The following is a 15220-nucleotide window of genomic DNA, read 5'->3' as shown; positions in this document are numbered from 1 at the left end:
AGTGACATGGCAGAGCTAGCCGAAGTGATGGCGACCGAGCCTTCCTACGGTCCAGAAGTGCTGGATGTTCCGGCACCGCCGCATGTGCCGCGGAACCTGATCCGTGACATCCGCAACTTCCAGGGCCAGGTCCCCCAGACGGGGGCCGAACCCTATGCCCATACCCAGCAGCTTCTGGAGCCGGACGCGCCGCCCGTCATGTGGTCGCCCTTCCCCCAGACCTGGATCACGAGCGGCATGTGGGTACTGACCCGCTACAAGGACTGTGCGAAGCTGTTGCAGGACAGCGAAACCTATGGATCGAACGGGCAGGCCGATTTCCAGCGGCTGATCGGCGAGACCTTCAAATGCATCCCGCTATCCTTCAACGGGGCGCAGCATTCAGCCTACCGGCGCTTCCTCAATCCCTGGTTCACCGCCAAGGCGGTGGCCCAGATGGACAAGGATATTCGCGACCTGTGCGATAGCATGATCGACGAATTCCTCGCCAAGGGCGGCGGGGATTTCGCCTATGATTTCGCGCGCATCTTCCCGGTCAAGGTGTTCTTCAACCTGATGGGCTTCCCCCATGCGGTGCTGGAGCAGTTTCTCGAGTGGGAATATGAGATCCTGCACAGCCGCGATTTCCAGCGCATGGGCGCTGCCGTGCGCAGCGTGCTGGCGTGGCTGCGCGCCTTCATCGCGGAAAAGGAACAGAATCCCGACGACACGCTGACGTCGAAGATCGTCAACGGCATCGTCGACGGCAAGCCGATGACCGCGGACGAGAAGATCGGGACGATGTTCTTCCTGTGGCTGGGCGGCCTGGATACGGTCGCTTCGACCCTGGGGCAGATGTTCCGCCGTTTGGCGATGGACCATGGCCTGCAGCAGCGGCTGCGCGACAATCCGTCGATCATTCCGAGCGCGATCGAGGAATTTCTCCGCACCCAGCCGCTGGTCAACAATATGCGCCAGCTGATGAAGGACCAGACGCTGCACGGCGTGGAGATGAAGGCGGGCGATTGGGTGATGGGCCTTGCCACCGTCGCCAATTTCGATCCGGAAGCCTTCCCCAATCCGCGCGAGTTCGATCCTGAACGCAAGGCAAACCGGCACTTCACCCTGGCCAGCGGCGCGCATCTGTGCCTGGGCGCGCATCTCGCGCGGCAGGAAATGAAGATCGCGCTGGAACATTGGCTGCGCCGCGTGCCGATGTTCAGCCTGGTGGGCGCGGAGGATCTGGTCGTGTCGCCCAGCCTTCTGTCGGTCAGCAACATGCGCCTGACCTGGTGAGGGACACCGGTTCGATGGGTCAGGTCCATCGAACACCGGCCCTGACGGCCACGTTCCGGCATGGTCGGGACAACCGCTAGGCAAAGAAAAACCCCCGCCGAACCATCGGCGGGGGTTTTTCGTGAGCCACAAAGGCGGGGCGCTTATCCGCCCTTGGCCTCGGCCTCCCTGATCGCCTTGTGGATGGACGCCGTCGCGAAGGTGGACAGGCCCATATTCAGTATTTCATGATCCAGCGCCGCTTCGAAGGCGGCATCTTCGGCCATGTTGAGATTGGCCTTCATGTAGCGATAGCCCATGCGCGGACCGTCGGCGAGCTTCCTGGCCACAGCCATGGTCGCCTCGCGCAGTTCGGCATCGGGATAGAGGCGGGTGTAGATGCCCTTGGCGAAGGCTTCGCTGCCGCTCAGTTTCTCGCTCAGGAAGAACAGCTCCCGCGCGACGCCCGTGCCCAATATCTTGGTCCAGAACCAGCTCGATCCGAAATCGCCGCCCGCGCCGATCCGGTCGAAAGCAGTCAGGAAAGTCGCGCTTTCGCCCGCGAAGCGCAGGTCGCATGCGCCCGCAATGCCCACGCCGGCACCCGCCACCGGACCATTGACCATCGCGATCGTCGGCTTGGGCATTTCATGCAGCAGGCGCGATGTTTCGACAAAGCCTTTGAGGCGGGTGAAGCCCTGTTCGAACCGGCCGCCATGATCGGGCGTGGCCGGTCCCGGACGGCCACCGCCATCCTTGAGGTCCCCACCGGCGCAAAAGCCGCGCCCGGCGCCTGTCACGACGACGCAACCGACGGAAGGATCGCGCGCGGCATCGGCCGTGGCGTCCGCCAGCTCGCCCATGATCCGCACCCCCAGGGCATTCAGCCGGTCCGGCCGGTTGAGGGTGATGACGCGAACGCCGCCTTCATTGTCGACCAGAACCTGCGGCCCCGTATCCCCTAGATCAGTCATGTCCAAACCTTCTTGTCAGCTCTGCAAGAGGCATTCCTACATGATATATTACTAGGTAATCTACCAAAAAGCGCCGGGATCAGTCACGATCCGCTTCCGCACATTTCAGTCCAGCACATTCAGCAGCAGTTCGTCATCTTCCCTGGGAACCCAGCTGCGGTTGGCGTTGATGATGTGCAACTGCCAATGCGCGGCGGCACCGTCCGGATCGCTCTGCCGGATCAGGTCTATGAGCTTGGCGAAGGAACGCAGGCCCCAATGCGCGCGCTTGCGCTGCGTTTCCTGGTCCAGCGGACGGCGGCGCAGCAGGTCCACCTGGTGTCGGGCGGTCACATCCTGCAACATGGTGGTGATCAGCAGCAGCGTGCGGTTGCCGGTTTCCTGCACGATCAGCCGGTGGAATTCGACCAGTCCGATGAGGAAGTCGGTATGGCGCCCATCATTGACCATTGCCGTCAGCTTGTTGGCTTCCGCCTCCAGCACATCGGCGGAACCCTTGTCCTTCCGCTTGGCCAGACGCCAGGCGCAAAAGGGTTCGATCGCGAGGCGCGCATCATAGATATCGCCGATCGTCGTGTTCTGCGACTGGAGCACATAGCCCGCATAGCGGGACACCGCCTGGGCGGTGGGCTGATGCACCCGCGCGCCGGTGCGCGATCCGCGAACGACGCTGATCAGCTTTTCGGTTTCCAGGATGCGGAAGGCCTCTCGCAATGTCGGGCGCGAAATGCCCAACGAAGACTTCAACTCTCCCTCCAGCGGGAGATAATCCCCTTCCTTCAATTCCCCCCGGATGATCCGGTTGCGAATGTCGTCAGCGAGCAATTCCGCCGTCTTGGGAAATCGCATCGGCAGTTGAAAGGCGTCCGCCCGCTCGGCACTGTCGGTGCTCGAAATGCTCTTATCCATCAATATCCATTCTGCTTATGCGAAATGCCCCGAAATTAAGGCGGTCCTGCAAAATTGCAATTCCCTTTGCGATTGCGCTTCCGTCTTGACGAGTCCTATGATCGTTTGAGGAAGATAACGTAGTAGGACAGGAAAGAGGATGGAATTCGAAACGGTCCTTCTGGAGAAGGAAAATCACATCGCCACCGTGACGATCAACCGTCCGGATTCACACAACAGCTTCACCAAGCGCATGCTGGAGGAATTCGCCTATCTGTGGAAGGCGATCAGCGACGATGACGACATCCACTGCGTCGTGCTGCGCGCGGCCAAGGGCAAGGCCTTTTCGACCGGCGCGGACGTAAAGGTCACGCAGCAGGAAGGCCAGAGCCTGATGCACGACAATCTCTGGTCGGCGCGGGACCCCGGCGATCTGCTGGGGCCCAAGCACAACCGCTGCTGGAAGCCGGTGATCTGCGCGGTGCACGGCCTTGCGGGCGGCGGCGCCTTCTACTGGATCAATGAAAGCGACATCGTCATCTGTTCGGAGGATGCGGCCTTTTTCGATCCGCATGTGACCTATGGCATGACCGCGGCGCTGGAACCCATCGGCGCGACCTATCGCATGCCGCTGGGCGATGTGCTGCGCATGACGCTGCTGGGCAATGACGAGCGGATTTCGGCCTATACGGCGCTGCGTATCGGCCTGGTCACCGAAGTGGTGGAAAATGACCGGCTGTGGGAACGGGCGCATGAACTGGCGGTCAAGATCGCCGCCAAGCCGCCCGCCGCGATCCAGGGTTCGGTGCGCGCGATCTGGGAATCGCTGGACCAGCCGCGCCAGATCGCGCTTCAGACGGGTCTTAAATATTGCCTTCTGGGCAATCCCGTCGGGATCGCCCAGGTCGACCGATGGTCGCTGATGGGCCAGGGCAAGATACCCTACGAAATGCGCTGAACGGAACGGGGAGGCAATGGTCATGGAACAGGTCGACATCATCGCCGAAGGCCTGCACTTCCCCGAAGGGCCGGTGGTCATGCCCGACGGGTCCTGCATCGTGGTGGAACTGGCCGCGGGCCGGATCACCCGTTGCTGGAACGGCCGCAAGGAAGTGATCGCGCAGCCTGGCGGTGGACCCAATGGCGCGGCGATCGGTCCGGACGGCGCGCTCTATGTCTGCAATGCGGGCGGACTCGACCTCGAGCGCTTCCAGAGCAGGACCGGGCCGGGCGCGGAGGGACGGATCGAACGGATCGATCTGGCCACGGGCAAGGTCGAGCGGCTCTATGAACGCTGCGGCGACCTGGTGCTCAGCGCGCCCAACGATCTGGTCTTCGACAGCGCGGGCGGGCTGTGGTTCACCGATCTGGGCAAACGCTACAACCGGCTGGCGGAGACGGGCGGCCTCTATCATTGCCAGGCGGACGGCAGCGCCATCACCCCGATCTTCACCCATCCCATTTCCTATAATGGGGTCGGGCTTTCGCCCGATGGCGGCACGGTGTATGTCGCCGACAGCTTCCAGGCACGCCTTTATGCGTTCGCGGCCAAGGCGGAAAAGCAACGCCCCCGCCTGATCGCGACCGCGCCCGGCATGGTGGAACTGGACAGCCTGGCGGTCACGGCTGCGGGTCATATCTGCGTCGGCACATTGCGGCAGGGCGGCATCACGACCTTCACGCCCGATGGACAAAGCCGTCACCAGCCGTTCGACGACCCCTTCGTCACCAACATCGCCTTTGGCGGCGAGGACATGCGCGACGCCTGGATCACCCTGTCCACTTCCGGCCGCCTGATCCGCACACGCTGGGACGAGCCGGGACTGCGGCTCGCCTTCAACGCCTGACGTCGGGAATGGAGGCCGCAAATGGACAGGCAGCAACGCATATGTGGCCGGCCGTCACCCCAGCACGTTCAACAATAATCCTTGATCTTCCTTCGGAACCCAGTTCCGGTTGGCGTTGATGATGTGCAACTGCCAGTGCGCGGCGGCGCCTTCCGGATCGCTCTGCCGGATCAGGTCTATGAGCTTGGCGAAGGAACGCAGGCCCCAATGCGCGCGCTTGCGCTGCGTTTCCTGGTCCAGTGGACGGCGGCGCTGCAGATCGATCTGGTGACGGGCGGTCACATCCTGCAACATGGTGGTGATCAGCAGCAGTGTGCGGTTGCCGGTTTCCTGCACGATCAGCCGGTGGAATTCGACCAGTCCGATGAGGAAGTCGGTATGCCGCCCTTCATTGACCATCGCCGTCAGCTTGTTGGCTTCCGCCTCCAGCACATCGGCGGAACTCTTGTCCTTCCGCTTGGCCAGACGCCAGGCGCAAAAGGGTTCGATCGCGAGGCGCGCATCATAGATATCGCCGATCGTCGTGTTCTGCGACTGGAGCACATAGCCCGCATAGCGGGACACCGCCTGGGCGGTGGGCTGGTGCACCCGCGCGCCGGTGCGCGATCCGCGAACGACGCTGATGAGCTTTTCAGCTTCCAGGATGCGGAAGGCCTCGCGCAATGTCGGGCGCGAAATGCCCAGCGAAGACTTCAACTCTCCCTCCAGCGGGAGATAATCCCCTTCCTTCAATTCCCCTCGGATGATCCGGTTGCGAATGTCGTCGGCGAGCAATTCCGCTGTCTTGGGAAATCGCATCGGCAGTTGAAAGGCGTCCGTCCGCTCGGCACTGTCGGTGCCCGAAATGCTCCTGCTCATTAAATCCATTCCACTCCCCTGAAGGGTTCATGATTAAGGAATATTGCGGAAATTGCAACGTTTTTAGGACATAATCCATGTTATAAAATTTGCAATCAAATCCAAATCATGTCCAATAGATCATAAATATAATATGGATATCTATCCAATTATTTATAGATAAACGTCATCATAAAACAATTTAACATTGATTGTTTTGACATATCTTCAGGAATTGATACGCAATCCAAGAGCAATTTCAGGATCGTTAAATGCCGATCTTGTGAACAAAGCCTTCGCCGGCATGACCCGAGGCGTCCAACGGATGTTTGACATCAACCAACTGGTTGTATATCAAAATGAGGCTTCCGGATTCAGACGCCGGACATGGTGATCAGCGCGGCGGATGGCCGCTTATGGGAGGATGGCCGGAGTGGCATTCCTGAATGAAGATATCGCGATCGTCGGCGTGGGCACGACCGACTTTGCCGCGCAATATAAGGAACGCGATCCGTCGCGGACCTCCTATTCGCTGGGCATCGACGCCCTGAAGCAGGCGCTCGACGATTCGGGCCTCGAACTGTCGGATATTGACGGGCTGCTGTGCAGCCGCATGCCGTCCTACGAGCGGATCGGCGATCTGGTGAACCTGCGCCATGTCCGGGTGGTAAACGGCTATGAGGGGTCCGGCCGCATGGCGGGCGTGGTGATCCAGCATGCCGCCGCACTGATCGCCGCCGGTCTCGCCACGACCGTGGCCTGCATCTATGGCAATAACGGCCGATCGGCGGCCATGACCTATGGGGGGGCAGGCGCGGGAACGCCCGACCATCTCTATTACGACCTCGCCTACGGCATGACCTCCCCCGGCGCCTATGTGGGCATGATGTATCAGCGCTATGCCAGCATCTATGGCGCACCCGACGGCGCGCTCGCGCCGCTGGCGATCAGCAACCGCAAGAATGCCGCGCTGAACCCGATCGCGGTCATGAAGGAACAGATTACAGAGGAGGAATATCTCGCGGCACGCTACATCGCCGATCCGCTGCGGCTCTATGACTATTGCATGATCAACGATGGCGGCGCGGCCATCATCGTCACGACCAAGGAGCGCGCGAAGAATCTGAAGAAGCGCCCAGTGCTGATATCCGCCAGCGCATCCAGCGGCGACCTGACGAACTTCTATACCAAGCCCGACTTCTTCGACGAAGCATCGCGCTTCGTCGCCGACAAGGTCTACGCGCAGTCAGGACTGACGCCCGACCAGATGGACTGCGTCCAGATCTACGACAATTTCACGCCGATCATGCTCTTCTCGCTTGAAAGCTTCGGGTTCGCGCCGCGCGGCGAAGGCTGGCAGTGGATCCGCGACGGACGCATCGAACTGAACGGAGAAATGCCGATCAACACCAGCGGCGGCCACACCGCCGAAGGCTATATGCAGGGCTGGGCGCTCCAGATCGAGGCGGTCCGCCAGTTGCGCGGCGAGGCGGGTGCCCGGCAGGTGTCCGACTGCGAGATTGCGCAATATATCTGCGTGTCGCCCATCGTGACCTCCCACATTCTCCGTCGCGGTTGAGGAGCTGTCCATGACCACCGAATATACCAAGCCCTTTCCGCCGATCACCGATCTCAACCGGCCCTATTTCGAGGCCGGCGCGGAGGGTGTCATCAAATTGCAGAGCTGCAACAGCTGCGGCAATATCTGGTTTCCGGCTGCCGAACATTGTCCGCGCTGCCTGGAGCAGGATTATGAATGGAAGCCCATGAGCGGCCGCGCCACGCTCTGGTCCTGGGTCGTGATGCATCAGGTCTATTTCAAGAGCTTCAAGGACGATGTGCCCTATGTCGTGGCGTTCGTTCAACTGGAGGAAGGACCGTTCATGATGAGCACGGTCACCGGCGTCGATCGCGAAGCGCTGAAACGCGACATGCCGCTGAGGGCGACCTTCGTGCCCGCCAAGGAAGGAAGCTGGCTGCCGGTTTTCGAGCCAGCGGCCTGATCGTCGGCGCATGACTTCCGCCAATGCCGAAAAGGGTCCACTGGCAGACCTTACCGTCGTCGAAAACGGACCGAGTGCGGCCGTCGCCATGTGCGGCAAGTTGCTGCGCGAACTGGGCGCGCGCATCTTCGTCACCGGCGGACCCCGGCCTGACCGCTTCGGGCCGGGCCGCCTTGCCCGCGCGACCAGCCTGTTCCTGGACCAGGGCAAGGAGACGCTGGCGGAGGCCGACCTGCCCCGCCGGCTGGAAAGCGCCGATATCCTGCTGACGACGCAATCGGCGGACGACATGCCCGTATTGCCGGACGGGCTTATCCATGCGCATTTCTCGGCCTTCGGCGCGCATGGTCCCCGCGCCGGGCAAGCGTCGAGCGACCTCGTCGCACAGGCGGCGGGCGGGTTGCTGGCACTGCTGGGCGACCCGGCTCGCGAGCCGTTGATGCTCGCTGGCCGTCAGGCGGCCTATTCCACTGGCTTCCTGGCCTTTTCGGCCGTGATGGCGGCGCTGGCCCATCGCGACCGGGAAAAGGCGGACGGCGCCACGCCCCGGGGACAGGGCATCGAACTGTCCGATCTGGAGGCGATCGCGCTGCTGGAGTGGAAAGGCCCCGTCTATTATCAGGCTGCGGGAGAGATCGTGCCGCGCGGGCGCGAAACCGGTCCGCTGGTCCTGCCATGTAGCGACGGGCACCTGGCCTTTTTCTACAATCCGCGCGACTGGCAGCAGATCGTCAAGATGTTCGGTTCTCCGCCGGTCCTCACCGAGGAGCGCTTCGCCACCCAGGCCGGCCGCATGGCAGCCGAACCTGAATTGAAGGCGATATTGAGCGAGTTCACCCGCAATCGTCCGAAGCACGAGCTCTATCATCTGGCGCAGGCGCATGGCGTGCCGATGGGGGCGGTCGAGACGATCGCCGATCTCAACGTCTCGCCGCAATATGCAGCGACGCGGTTCCTGGCGCGCGATGCGATCTCCGGCAGCTTGCAACCGCTGCTTCCCTTTACCTTCAACGGCGAACGTCCCCGGCAAACGAACGGGCGCGCCGCCGCAACGACTTTCGAAAGGCAATAAGATGGCAGGTGAGTTCGGACAGCTGGTGACGGTGACCGAGCGGGACGGCTATGCGATCGTCACGCTGAACCGGCCCGACAAGCGCAACGCGATGAGCTATGCCGCGCAGAAGGAACTGTGGGCTGCGTTGGACCATCTCGGCGAAGAGCGCTGCAAGGTCATCGTGCTGACCGGGGCGGGCGATGTCAGCTTCTGTTCGGGCGCCGACATCAAGGACAAGGATCGCCCAACGCTCGTCGCCGCCAACGCGCCCGACAGCTGGCACCAGACGCAGGATATCATCGCGCGCCACTCGGCCGTGTTCATCGCCGCGGTCAACGGCTTTGCCCTGGGCGGCGGCCTGACCCTGGTCAATAATTGCGAACTCGCGATCGCGTCCGAGACGGCGACCTTCGGCATACCGGAAATCGGCATGGGCATCTTCGCGGCGCTGGCCGGGCCGAGCACGATCAAGCGGCTGACGCCCAAGCATACTGCCGAAATGCTGTTCACCGGCAAGCGGATCGACGCAGCCACCGCCTATCGCATGGGCCTCGTCAACGAGGTGGTTCCGCCCGCCGAACTTCTGCCCCGCGCGGAAGCCCTGGCGGCGCATATCGCGCAGTTCGATGCGGTGGCGCTCGACTATAACAAGAAGGCGTTTCGCGACATTCTCGACATGAATTGGGCGGCAGGCATGGACTATGGCATCCGCTCGACGGCGGTGATCCGGTCCAAGCAGCAGGCCCTGGCGCAGGCGCAGGAATGATGAGTCCTCTGGCGTCCCCATCAGCAGGCCCGTTGGCGCATATCCGGGTTCTGGACCTGGGCATCATCACGGCCGGGGCCGTGACGTCGCAGATTTTGGCCGATCTGGGGGCCGAGGTCATCAAGATCGAGGCGCCCGAGCGGCCTGATCCGTTCCGGCGCTGGACCCAGGTGGCCTCCTCGGCATCCGGGCAAGCCGACCTGAACGCCAGCCCGCCTTTCCAGACCGCCAACCGCAACAAGCAGGATGTCGCGCTCGACCTCAAGCACCCCGAAGGCCGCCGCCTGTTTCTGGAAATGGCGGCAAAGGCGGACATCGTCGTCGAGAATTTCCGGAACGGGGTTCTCGACCGGCTGGGCATCGGCTTCGACGATCTGCGCAAGGTGAAGCCGGACATCATCCTCGCCTCGCTGACCAGCCAGGGCAGCACGGGTCCGGAGGCTGGCTATAGCTCGTTCGGATCGACGCTGGATGCGCTGGGCGGGCTGATGTCGCTGACCGGCTATGATGCCGCGACGCCACGCTGGTCGAGCGCCAATGTCAACTATCCCGATCAGGTGGTGTCCTTCATCGCGCCCGGTGCCATTCTCGCGGCACTGCGGCAGCGCGACCGGACGGGTGAAGCCATCCATGTGGTCCTGTCGCAGCGCGAGGTGGTGAGCTTCCTGATCGGTGAATATTTCATCGATTTCGACCCGGATGCGCCGCATGTGCCGCAGGGGAACCGAAGCGAAGGCTTCGCGCCGCAGGGCGTCTATCCCTGCCAGGGCGAGGAGCAGTGGATTGCCCTTTCGATCGCGACCGACGGCCAATGGGCCGATCTCTGCGCCATGCTCGATCTGGCGGCGGCGGACGATCCGCGCTTCGCCACGATCGAGCTGCGGCAGGCCCGGCATGGCGAGATCGACGCTCTGCTGCGGCAGGCGACGGCCGGCTGGCAGCGCGACGAACTGGCGGCCGTGCTCATCGAACGCGGGATCGCCGCAGCGGCCGTCAAGGATGCACCAGGCATGCTGGACGATCCGCAGCTCGATGCTCTTGGCTTCTTTCAAACGGTCGAAAGCCCTTCCTTCCCGGCGCATCGCCAGCGCGGCTTTTGCGCGCGGTTCGGCCGGACGCCGACAGCGATCCGCCGCCCCGCGCCGCGATTGGGCGAACATAGCCGTGAAGTGATGCGCAACCTGCTGGGATTGCCGGACGACGAGGTGGATCGGGCCATCGCAGCCGGCCTGCTGATGGAGGATCTGCCCGAAAGCCAGTGAAGGACCGTGGCGGCTTTCCGTTGCGACGGCGTAATCACGGCGCTGGCGCCGGGTTGATCCCGTTTGACAGATGCGTCCGAAGCCGCGATGCTGGACCAATGAGACAGATTTCGACCAACCGTTCGGACAGAGATTGATGACAGAGCATCAACCGGCCGGCAAGCGGGTCGCGACAAGGCGGAAAACAGACTCGCTGGTCACCGCAACCAGGACTGTCCGGAAGTCGAGGGCAGCGAAGGCGAAAGCCGCCGTGCCTTCGAAGGTTCGCCTGCTGCAGGTCGCCAGCGAGGAATTCGCCGAGCGTGGTTTTGCCGGTGCGCGGATCGACGCGATCGCCAACAAGGCTCAGGTCAACAAGCAGCTGATCTATCATTATTTCGGCAGCAAGCAGCAGCTTTACGCAGCGGTATTGACCGATATGGTCGGGCGGCTTCAGCTTGGCTCCGAGCTGGAGGAAGCGGAGGCTTCGTCGCGGCCCCGCAACGCGTTGGACCGGTCGCTCGGACTGTTCGAGGCGGTACGCGGCTCCGTCGGACGCCAGTGGATCAGGCTGCTGATGTTCGAAGCGCTCGAAACCAGCGGCGAAATCCATCTGGAGGACGCCCGCCGCCGCGTATACAAGCGCGGCGTCGAAACCATCAGGACAGCGCAACAGACCGGTGAAATCGACCCGGTCTTCGACCCGGAAGCACTTCGCCTGGCGATGTTCGGCCTCGCGCTCATCCCGGCACTGCTGCCGCAGATCGCCGAAATCGTCACCGACCGGAAGCCGCAGGATGACGATTTCGCCAGGAACTGGTCACTGTTGCTGGAGCAAGTCTATGCGCGGCTCAGATCCGGCGCTGTCGCCTGACCCCGGATCACGCGCCCGTCTTCGCATGACCTCGATGGAGCTTCGCTCCGGCTTCAAAGTCCCTTGAAGACAGGTGAACGCCGTTCCATCACGGAACCCAGGCCCTCCTTGAAATCCTCGCTGGACAGCAGCATCGCTTGAGCGGCGACATTGGCGTCGAACTCTGCTTCCATGCCCGTTTCCAGCCCACGCCGCAGGCCGCGTTTCACCGCTGCCAGCGCCATCGGCGCCATGTCCGCCAGCTCTCGGGCGAGTTCATGGGCGCGATCGTTCAGCCGCTCGATCGGCACGACTTCCGACGCGAGTCCGATCCGCTTCGCTTCTTCCGCCTCCACCTTCTCGCCCAGCAGCGCCATCTGCGTTGCCCGGCCAAGGCCGATCAGGCGCGGCAGCAGGAACAGGCCACCCAGCGGTGGCAATATGCCAAGCTTCACCCAGCTTTCCTGGAAGAAGGCGCCCTGCGCGACGATGCGGAAGTCACAGGCCAGCGACAGTTCGCATCCCACGGTGATGGCGGCGCCCTGCACCGCGGCGACAACAGGCTTGGGGCAATTATAGAGCCGCCGCGCCGCGCCCTGGAAATAGGTGTAGACCTGCTCCCGTATCTCGGCCGCGCTCATTTTCGTGATCTTGCCGAGAAAGGCGAAGTCGGCGCCCGCCGAAAAATGCTCGCCATCGGCACGGAAGACGATGGCCCGGACCCTGCCGTCGGCGACCAGCTGGTCCACGGCCGCGGCTATTTCCCCCAGGGATTGCGGCCGCAGCGAATTGCGGTGGACGCCGCGATCGATGATGATCGATCCGACCGCGCCGTCCACCTCTACACGAATATCCTCATAGGCCATGGCCGTCATGCGCCTGCCGGACGGAATTGCGGCATCCACACATCCTCGACCTGCTCGAAGGTCACTTCGACCGGCATGCCGATCGCCACCTCGTCAGGCGCGATGCCGACGATGCGCGAGGTGATGCGGACATGCGGCTGGTCGTCGAGCGCGACGATGGCGAGCGCATAGGGCACCTCCAGTCCCGGCATCCAGGGCTGGTGATTGACGGTAACGGTCAGGATCGTTCCCTTGCCTGACGCAGGCTTGGGCGTGACCGAGCGGCTGAGGCATTTGGGGCAGATCAGCTCGGGCGGATGGATCGCATGGTCGCAGGCGTCGCAATGGGTGATCAGCAGTTCGCCCCTCTCGCCGCCGGTCCAGAAAGCGGTGGTTTCAGGGGTGAGTTCCGGCAGCAGACGCATCGATATTCCTTTCCTTGTTCTTATCGGCCCGCCTGAAACGGACCCGGCGGCGGGACGATCAACGCCCGCCGCCCTTCATGCCTGTTCGCACTGCCAGTTTTCAGCGCAGCCCGATACCCCGTGCGATGATACCGCGGAGGATTTCCCGCGTGCCGCCGCGCAGCGACCAGCTGGGCGCGTTGAGCATGATATTGGCCAGCACCGCCTGGAAGGCGTGATCGGACCCGATATCGGGTTCGGCATCCACCAGCGTACGGGCGATTTCCGGCACCGACTGTTCGAACACCGCGCCCAGATCCTTGACGATGGCGGCGTGGATGGCAGGATTCTCCCCCGCCTCCAGCATCGCCGCCACGCCCCGCGACAGACGGCGCAGCACGAGCAAGTGCGCGACCAGCCGGCCGACGGCGGCGCGTGCCAGATCGCTGTCGCGGCCCGAAAGCACATTCACCAGTTCGACGATCAGCTGGATCGAGGACAGGAAGCGTTCGGGGCCGGACCGTTCGAACGCCAGTTCGCCCATCACCTGATTCCACCCCTGCCCTTCCGTCCCCAACAGGGCGTCGGGCGGCAGCAGCGCGCCATCGAAATGCACCTCGTTGAAATGATGCTGTCCGGCGAGGTCGATGATCGGACGGATGGTGACGCCGGGCGTGTTCTTCAAATCGACCAGGAACTGGCTGGTTCCCGCCTGCCGGTCCGCCGTGCTGCCCGAGGTCCGGCAGAACAGGATCATCCAGTCGGCATTATGGCCGTTGGTGGTCCACAGCTTCGTGCCGGTCACCTTCCAGCCGCCCTCCACACGTTCGGCGCGGGTCCGCGTCGCGGCAAGGTCCGAGCCCGAGTCCGGCTCGCTCATGCCGATGCAGAACACCAGTTCGCCCGCCGCGATCCGGGGCAGCAGCGTCTGTTTCTGCTCCTCCGTGCCATAGGCGAGGATGGTCGGCCCGCTCTGCCGGTCGCCGATCCAGTGGGCGGCGACCGGCGCGCCCGCCGCCAATATCTCCTCCACCACGACATAGCGTTCGAAGGCGCTGCGTTCATGGCCGCCATAGCGCTTGGGCCAGGTCATGCCGAGCCAGCCGCGCTGCCCCATCGCCCGGCTGAATTCCCGGCTGAAGCCGTTCCAGCTGTCCGACTTGCGCAGCGGCGAACGGTCTTTGAGCTGTTCGGCGAGGAATGCACGGACTTCCTGCCGCAGGGTTTCCGCGCCCTCATGCCGGGGCGGCGAAGCGAAATGAATAGCGTCCATCATGCGGCCTCCGTCACGAATTGCCAGAATTGCGCGCCCCCGGCCGCCAGGGCGGCCGCGCCAAGTTTCTGCGCCCAATGGCTGTGGGTGCCGAACTCGTCGCGCCAGCTCCACAGCGATGTCGTGTACCAATGCAGCCGATGTTCTTCGGTAAAGCCGATGGCGCCGTGCATCTGCTGAGCCACGCTGGTGCCGATGCCGACCGCTTCGCCCGAGCGCACCCGCGCCGCCGCAATGGCAAGTCCGCCGGCCGCACCGCGCAGGAAACCTTCGGCCGCCATGTCGGCTGCGGCCGAAGCGGCGGCCGCTTCCGACGCCAGCTTGGCGATTTCGTGCTGAACGACTTGGAATTTGGAGATCGGACGGCCGAATTGCTGGCGTTCCGAAACATGGGTGGCGGTCAGTTCGACGACGCGCTCCATGGCGCCTGCGATCTGGAGCGCGCGGATCGCCGCACCCGCCGCCAGAACGGGCAGGCCGCCATGCGTTGCGGCCGAACCGTCCGTCGCGAAAGCAACCGCATCGCGCGGCATGTTGGCGAGATTGCGCCCTTCCCGCGTGACGGTCCAGCTATCGACGCGCTCGACCCCGCCGCCGGACGTTTCCCGGACCAGCGTGCGAACGAAGCGACCCCATGGAACAGGAGCGCCGGCGGCCACCGCGATGCTCGCAGGCCCCTGGGCGAGCGGCAGGCCCGCCTCGGCCAGCAGATGATTGGCCAGCATGGTTTCCGCCAGCGGCAGCGGCAAGGCATGGCGCCCGGTCAGCCGCACGATCGCTAGCGCGTCGGACGCTGCAATGCCGAAGCCACCCTTCTCCTCCGGCACGAGCGCCAGCGGCAGGCCCATTTCCTCGACCGCCGACCATGCCTCACCCAGCCATTCGCCCGCGCGCGCGCGCCGCATCGCGCCATCTTCCGTCAGATCGGTGAACAACCGGTCCACCACATCCAGCAGCATCTCTCCATCCGTCGTGGACAAG

16 protein-coding genes are annotated in these 15220 nt (G+C 63.5%); 9 read left to right on the top strand and 7 right to left on the bottom strand.

Features of this window, described 5'->3' with window-relative positions:
* Nucleotides 1–6: 6 nt before the first annotated feature.
* A complete protein-coding gene (locus MJ601_RS05125) occupies nucleotides 7–1275 on the top strand; it encodes a cytochrome P450 (RefSeq protein ID WP_242123976.1) in 1269 nt (422 codons plus the stop codon).
* A gap of 143 nt (nucleotides 1276–1418) precedes the next feature.
* On the opposite strand, the gene MJ601_RS05120 is transcribed toward MJ601_RS05125, so the two are convergent.
* Nucleotides 1419–2228 carry an enoyl-CoA hydratase-related protein gene (locus MJ601_RS05120; RefSeq protein ID WP_242123973.1) on the bottom strand — a complete coding sequence of 270 codons (810 nt, stop codon included), beginning with the start codon at nucleotides 2226–2228 and terminating at the stop codon, nucleotides 1419–1421.
* Between the two features lie 105 nt (nucleotides 2229–2333).
* Nucleotides 2334–3137 carry a FadR/GntR family transcriptional regulator gene (locus MJ601_RS05115; protein WP_242123971.1) on the bottom strand — a complete coding sequence of 268 codons (804 nt, stop codon included), beginning with the start codon at nucleotides 3135–3137 and terminating at the stop codon, nucleotides 2334–2336.
* Nucleotides 3138–3276: 139 nt separating this feature from the next.
* Here MJ601_RS05115 and MJ601_RS05110 point away from each other — a divergent pair, with 139 nt between their 5' ends.
* Complete coding sequence (locus MJ601_RS05110) at nucleotides 3277–4074, top strand: enoyl-CoA hydratase/isomerase family protein (protein ID WP_242123969.1); 798 nt, start codon at nucleotides 3277–3279, stop codon at nucleotides 4072–4074.
* 22 nt (nucleotides 4075–4096) lie between these two features.
* Nucleotides 4097–4963, top strand: a complete 867-nt coding sequence (locus MJ601_RS05105) for an SMP-30/gluconolactonase/LRE family protein (protein WP_242123967.1) — start codon at nucleotides 4097–4099, stop codon at nucleotides 4961–4963.
* Nucleotides 4964–5017: 54 nt separating this feature from the next.
* Here the strand turns inward: MJ601_RS05105 and MJ601_RS05100 are convergent, their stop codons facing one another.
* On the bottom strand, nucleotides 5018–5830 hold the full coding sequence (locus MJ601_RS05100; protein ID WP_242123965.1) for a FadR/GntR family transcriptional regulator: 813 nt from the start codon (nucleotides 5828–5830) through the stop codon (nucleotides 5018–5020).
* A gap of 403 nt (nucleotides 5831–6233) precedes the next feature.
* On the opposite strand from MJ601_RS05100, the gene MJ601_RS05095 reads away from it, so the two are divergent.
* The 6 genes from MJ601_RS05095 (at nucleotide 6234) to MJ601_RS05070 (ending at nucleotide 11738) form a co-directional block, all read left to right on the top strand.
* Nucleotides 6234–7379, top strand: coding sequence for a thiolase family protein (locus MJ601_RS05095; protein ID WP_242123963.1), 1146 nt, complete (start codon nucleotides 6234–6236; stop codon nucleotides 7377–7379).
* Nucleotides 7380–7389: 10 nt separating this feature from the next.
* Nucleotides 7390–7803: a Zn-ribbon domain-containing OB-fold protein gene (locus MJ601_RS05090; RefSeq protein ID WP_242123960.1), complete on the top strand. Its 414-nt coding sequence runs from the start codon at nucleotides 7390–7392 to the stop codon at nucleotides 7801–7803.
* A gap of 10 nt (nucleotides 7804–7813) precedes the next feature.
* Complete coding sequence (locus tag MJ601_RS05085; RefSeq protein ID WP_242123958.1) at nucleotides 7814–8875, top strand: CoA transferase; 1062 nt, start codon at nucleotides 7814–7816, stop codon at nucleotides 8873–8875.
* A gap of 1 nt (nucleotide 8876) precedes the next feature.
* Nucleotides 8877–9623: an enoyl-CoA hydratase/isomerase family protein gene (locus MJ601_RS05080; RefSeq protein WP_242123956.1), complete on the top strand. Its 747-nt coding sequence runs from the start codon at nucleotides 8877–8879 to the stop codon at nucleotides 9621–9623.
* A gap of 32 nt (nucleotides 9624–9655) precedes the next feature.
* On the top strand, nucleotides 9656–10885 hold the full coding sequence (locus MJ601_RS05075; RefSeq protein WP_242123953.1) for a CaiB/BaiF CoA transferase family protein: 1230 nt from the start codon (nucleotides 9656–9658) through the stop codon (nucleotides 10883–10885).
* A 250-nt stretch (nucleotides 10886–11135) separates the two neighbouring features.
* The gene (locus MJ601_RS05070) at nucleotides 11136–11738 is read left to right on the top strand and encodes a TetR/AcrR family transcriptional regulator (RefSeq protein WP_242123951.1); all 603 of its coding nucleotides are present in this window, start codon (nucleotides 11136–11138) and stop codon (nucleotides 11736–11738) included.
* 53 nt (nucleotides 11739–11791) lie between these two features.
* Here the strand turns inward: MJ601_RS05070 and MJ601_RS05065 are convergent, their stop codons facing one another.
* From MJ601_RS05065 to MJ601_RS05050, 4 genes are all read right to left on the bottom strand, one after another.
* The gene (locus MJ601_RS05065; protein WP_242123949.1) at nucleotides 11792–12592 is read right to left on the bottom strand and encodes an enoyl-CoA hydratase/isomerase family protein; all 801 of its coding nucleotides are present in this window, start codon (nucleotides 12590–12592) and stop codon (nucleotides 11792–11794) included.
* Entirely contained in the window at nucleotides 12589–12987 is a 399-nt protein-coding gene (locus MJ601_RS05060; RefSeq protein WP_242123947.1) for a Zn-ribbon domain-containing OB-fold protein, read from the bottom strand. Before MJ601_RS05060 ends, MJ601_RS05065 begins: the two co-directional genes overlap by 4 nt.
* A gap of 100 nt (nucleotides 12988–13087) precedes the next feature.
* Complete coding sequence (locus MJ601_RS05055; RefSeq protein WP_242123944.1) at nucleotides 13088–14242, bottom strand: acyl-CoA dehydrogenase family protein; 1155 nt, start codon at nucleotides 14240–14242, stop codon at nucleotides 13088–13090.
* Nucleotides 14239–15219, bottom strand: coding sequence for an acyl-CoA dehydrogenase family protein (locus MJ601_RS05050; RefSeq protein ID WP_242123942.1), 981 nt, complete (start codon nucleotides 15217–15219; stop codon nucleotides 14239–14241). Before MJ601_RS05050 ends, MJ601_RS05055 begins: the two co-directional genes overlap by 4 nt.
* Nucleotide 15220 lies beyond the last annotated feature (1 nt).

It is taken from the genome of Sphingobium trunci (genome assembly GCF_022664535.1).
In the GTDB taxonomy this organism is placed as follows: Bacteria; Pseudomonadota; Alphaproteobacteria; order Sphingomonadales; family Sphingomonadaceae; genus Sphingobium.
This window is presented reverse-complemented; position numbering and strand designations above follow the sequence as displayed.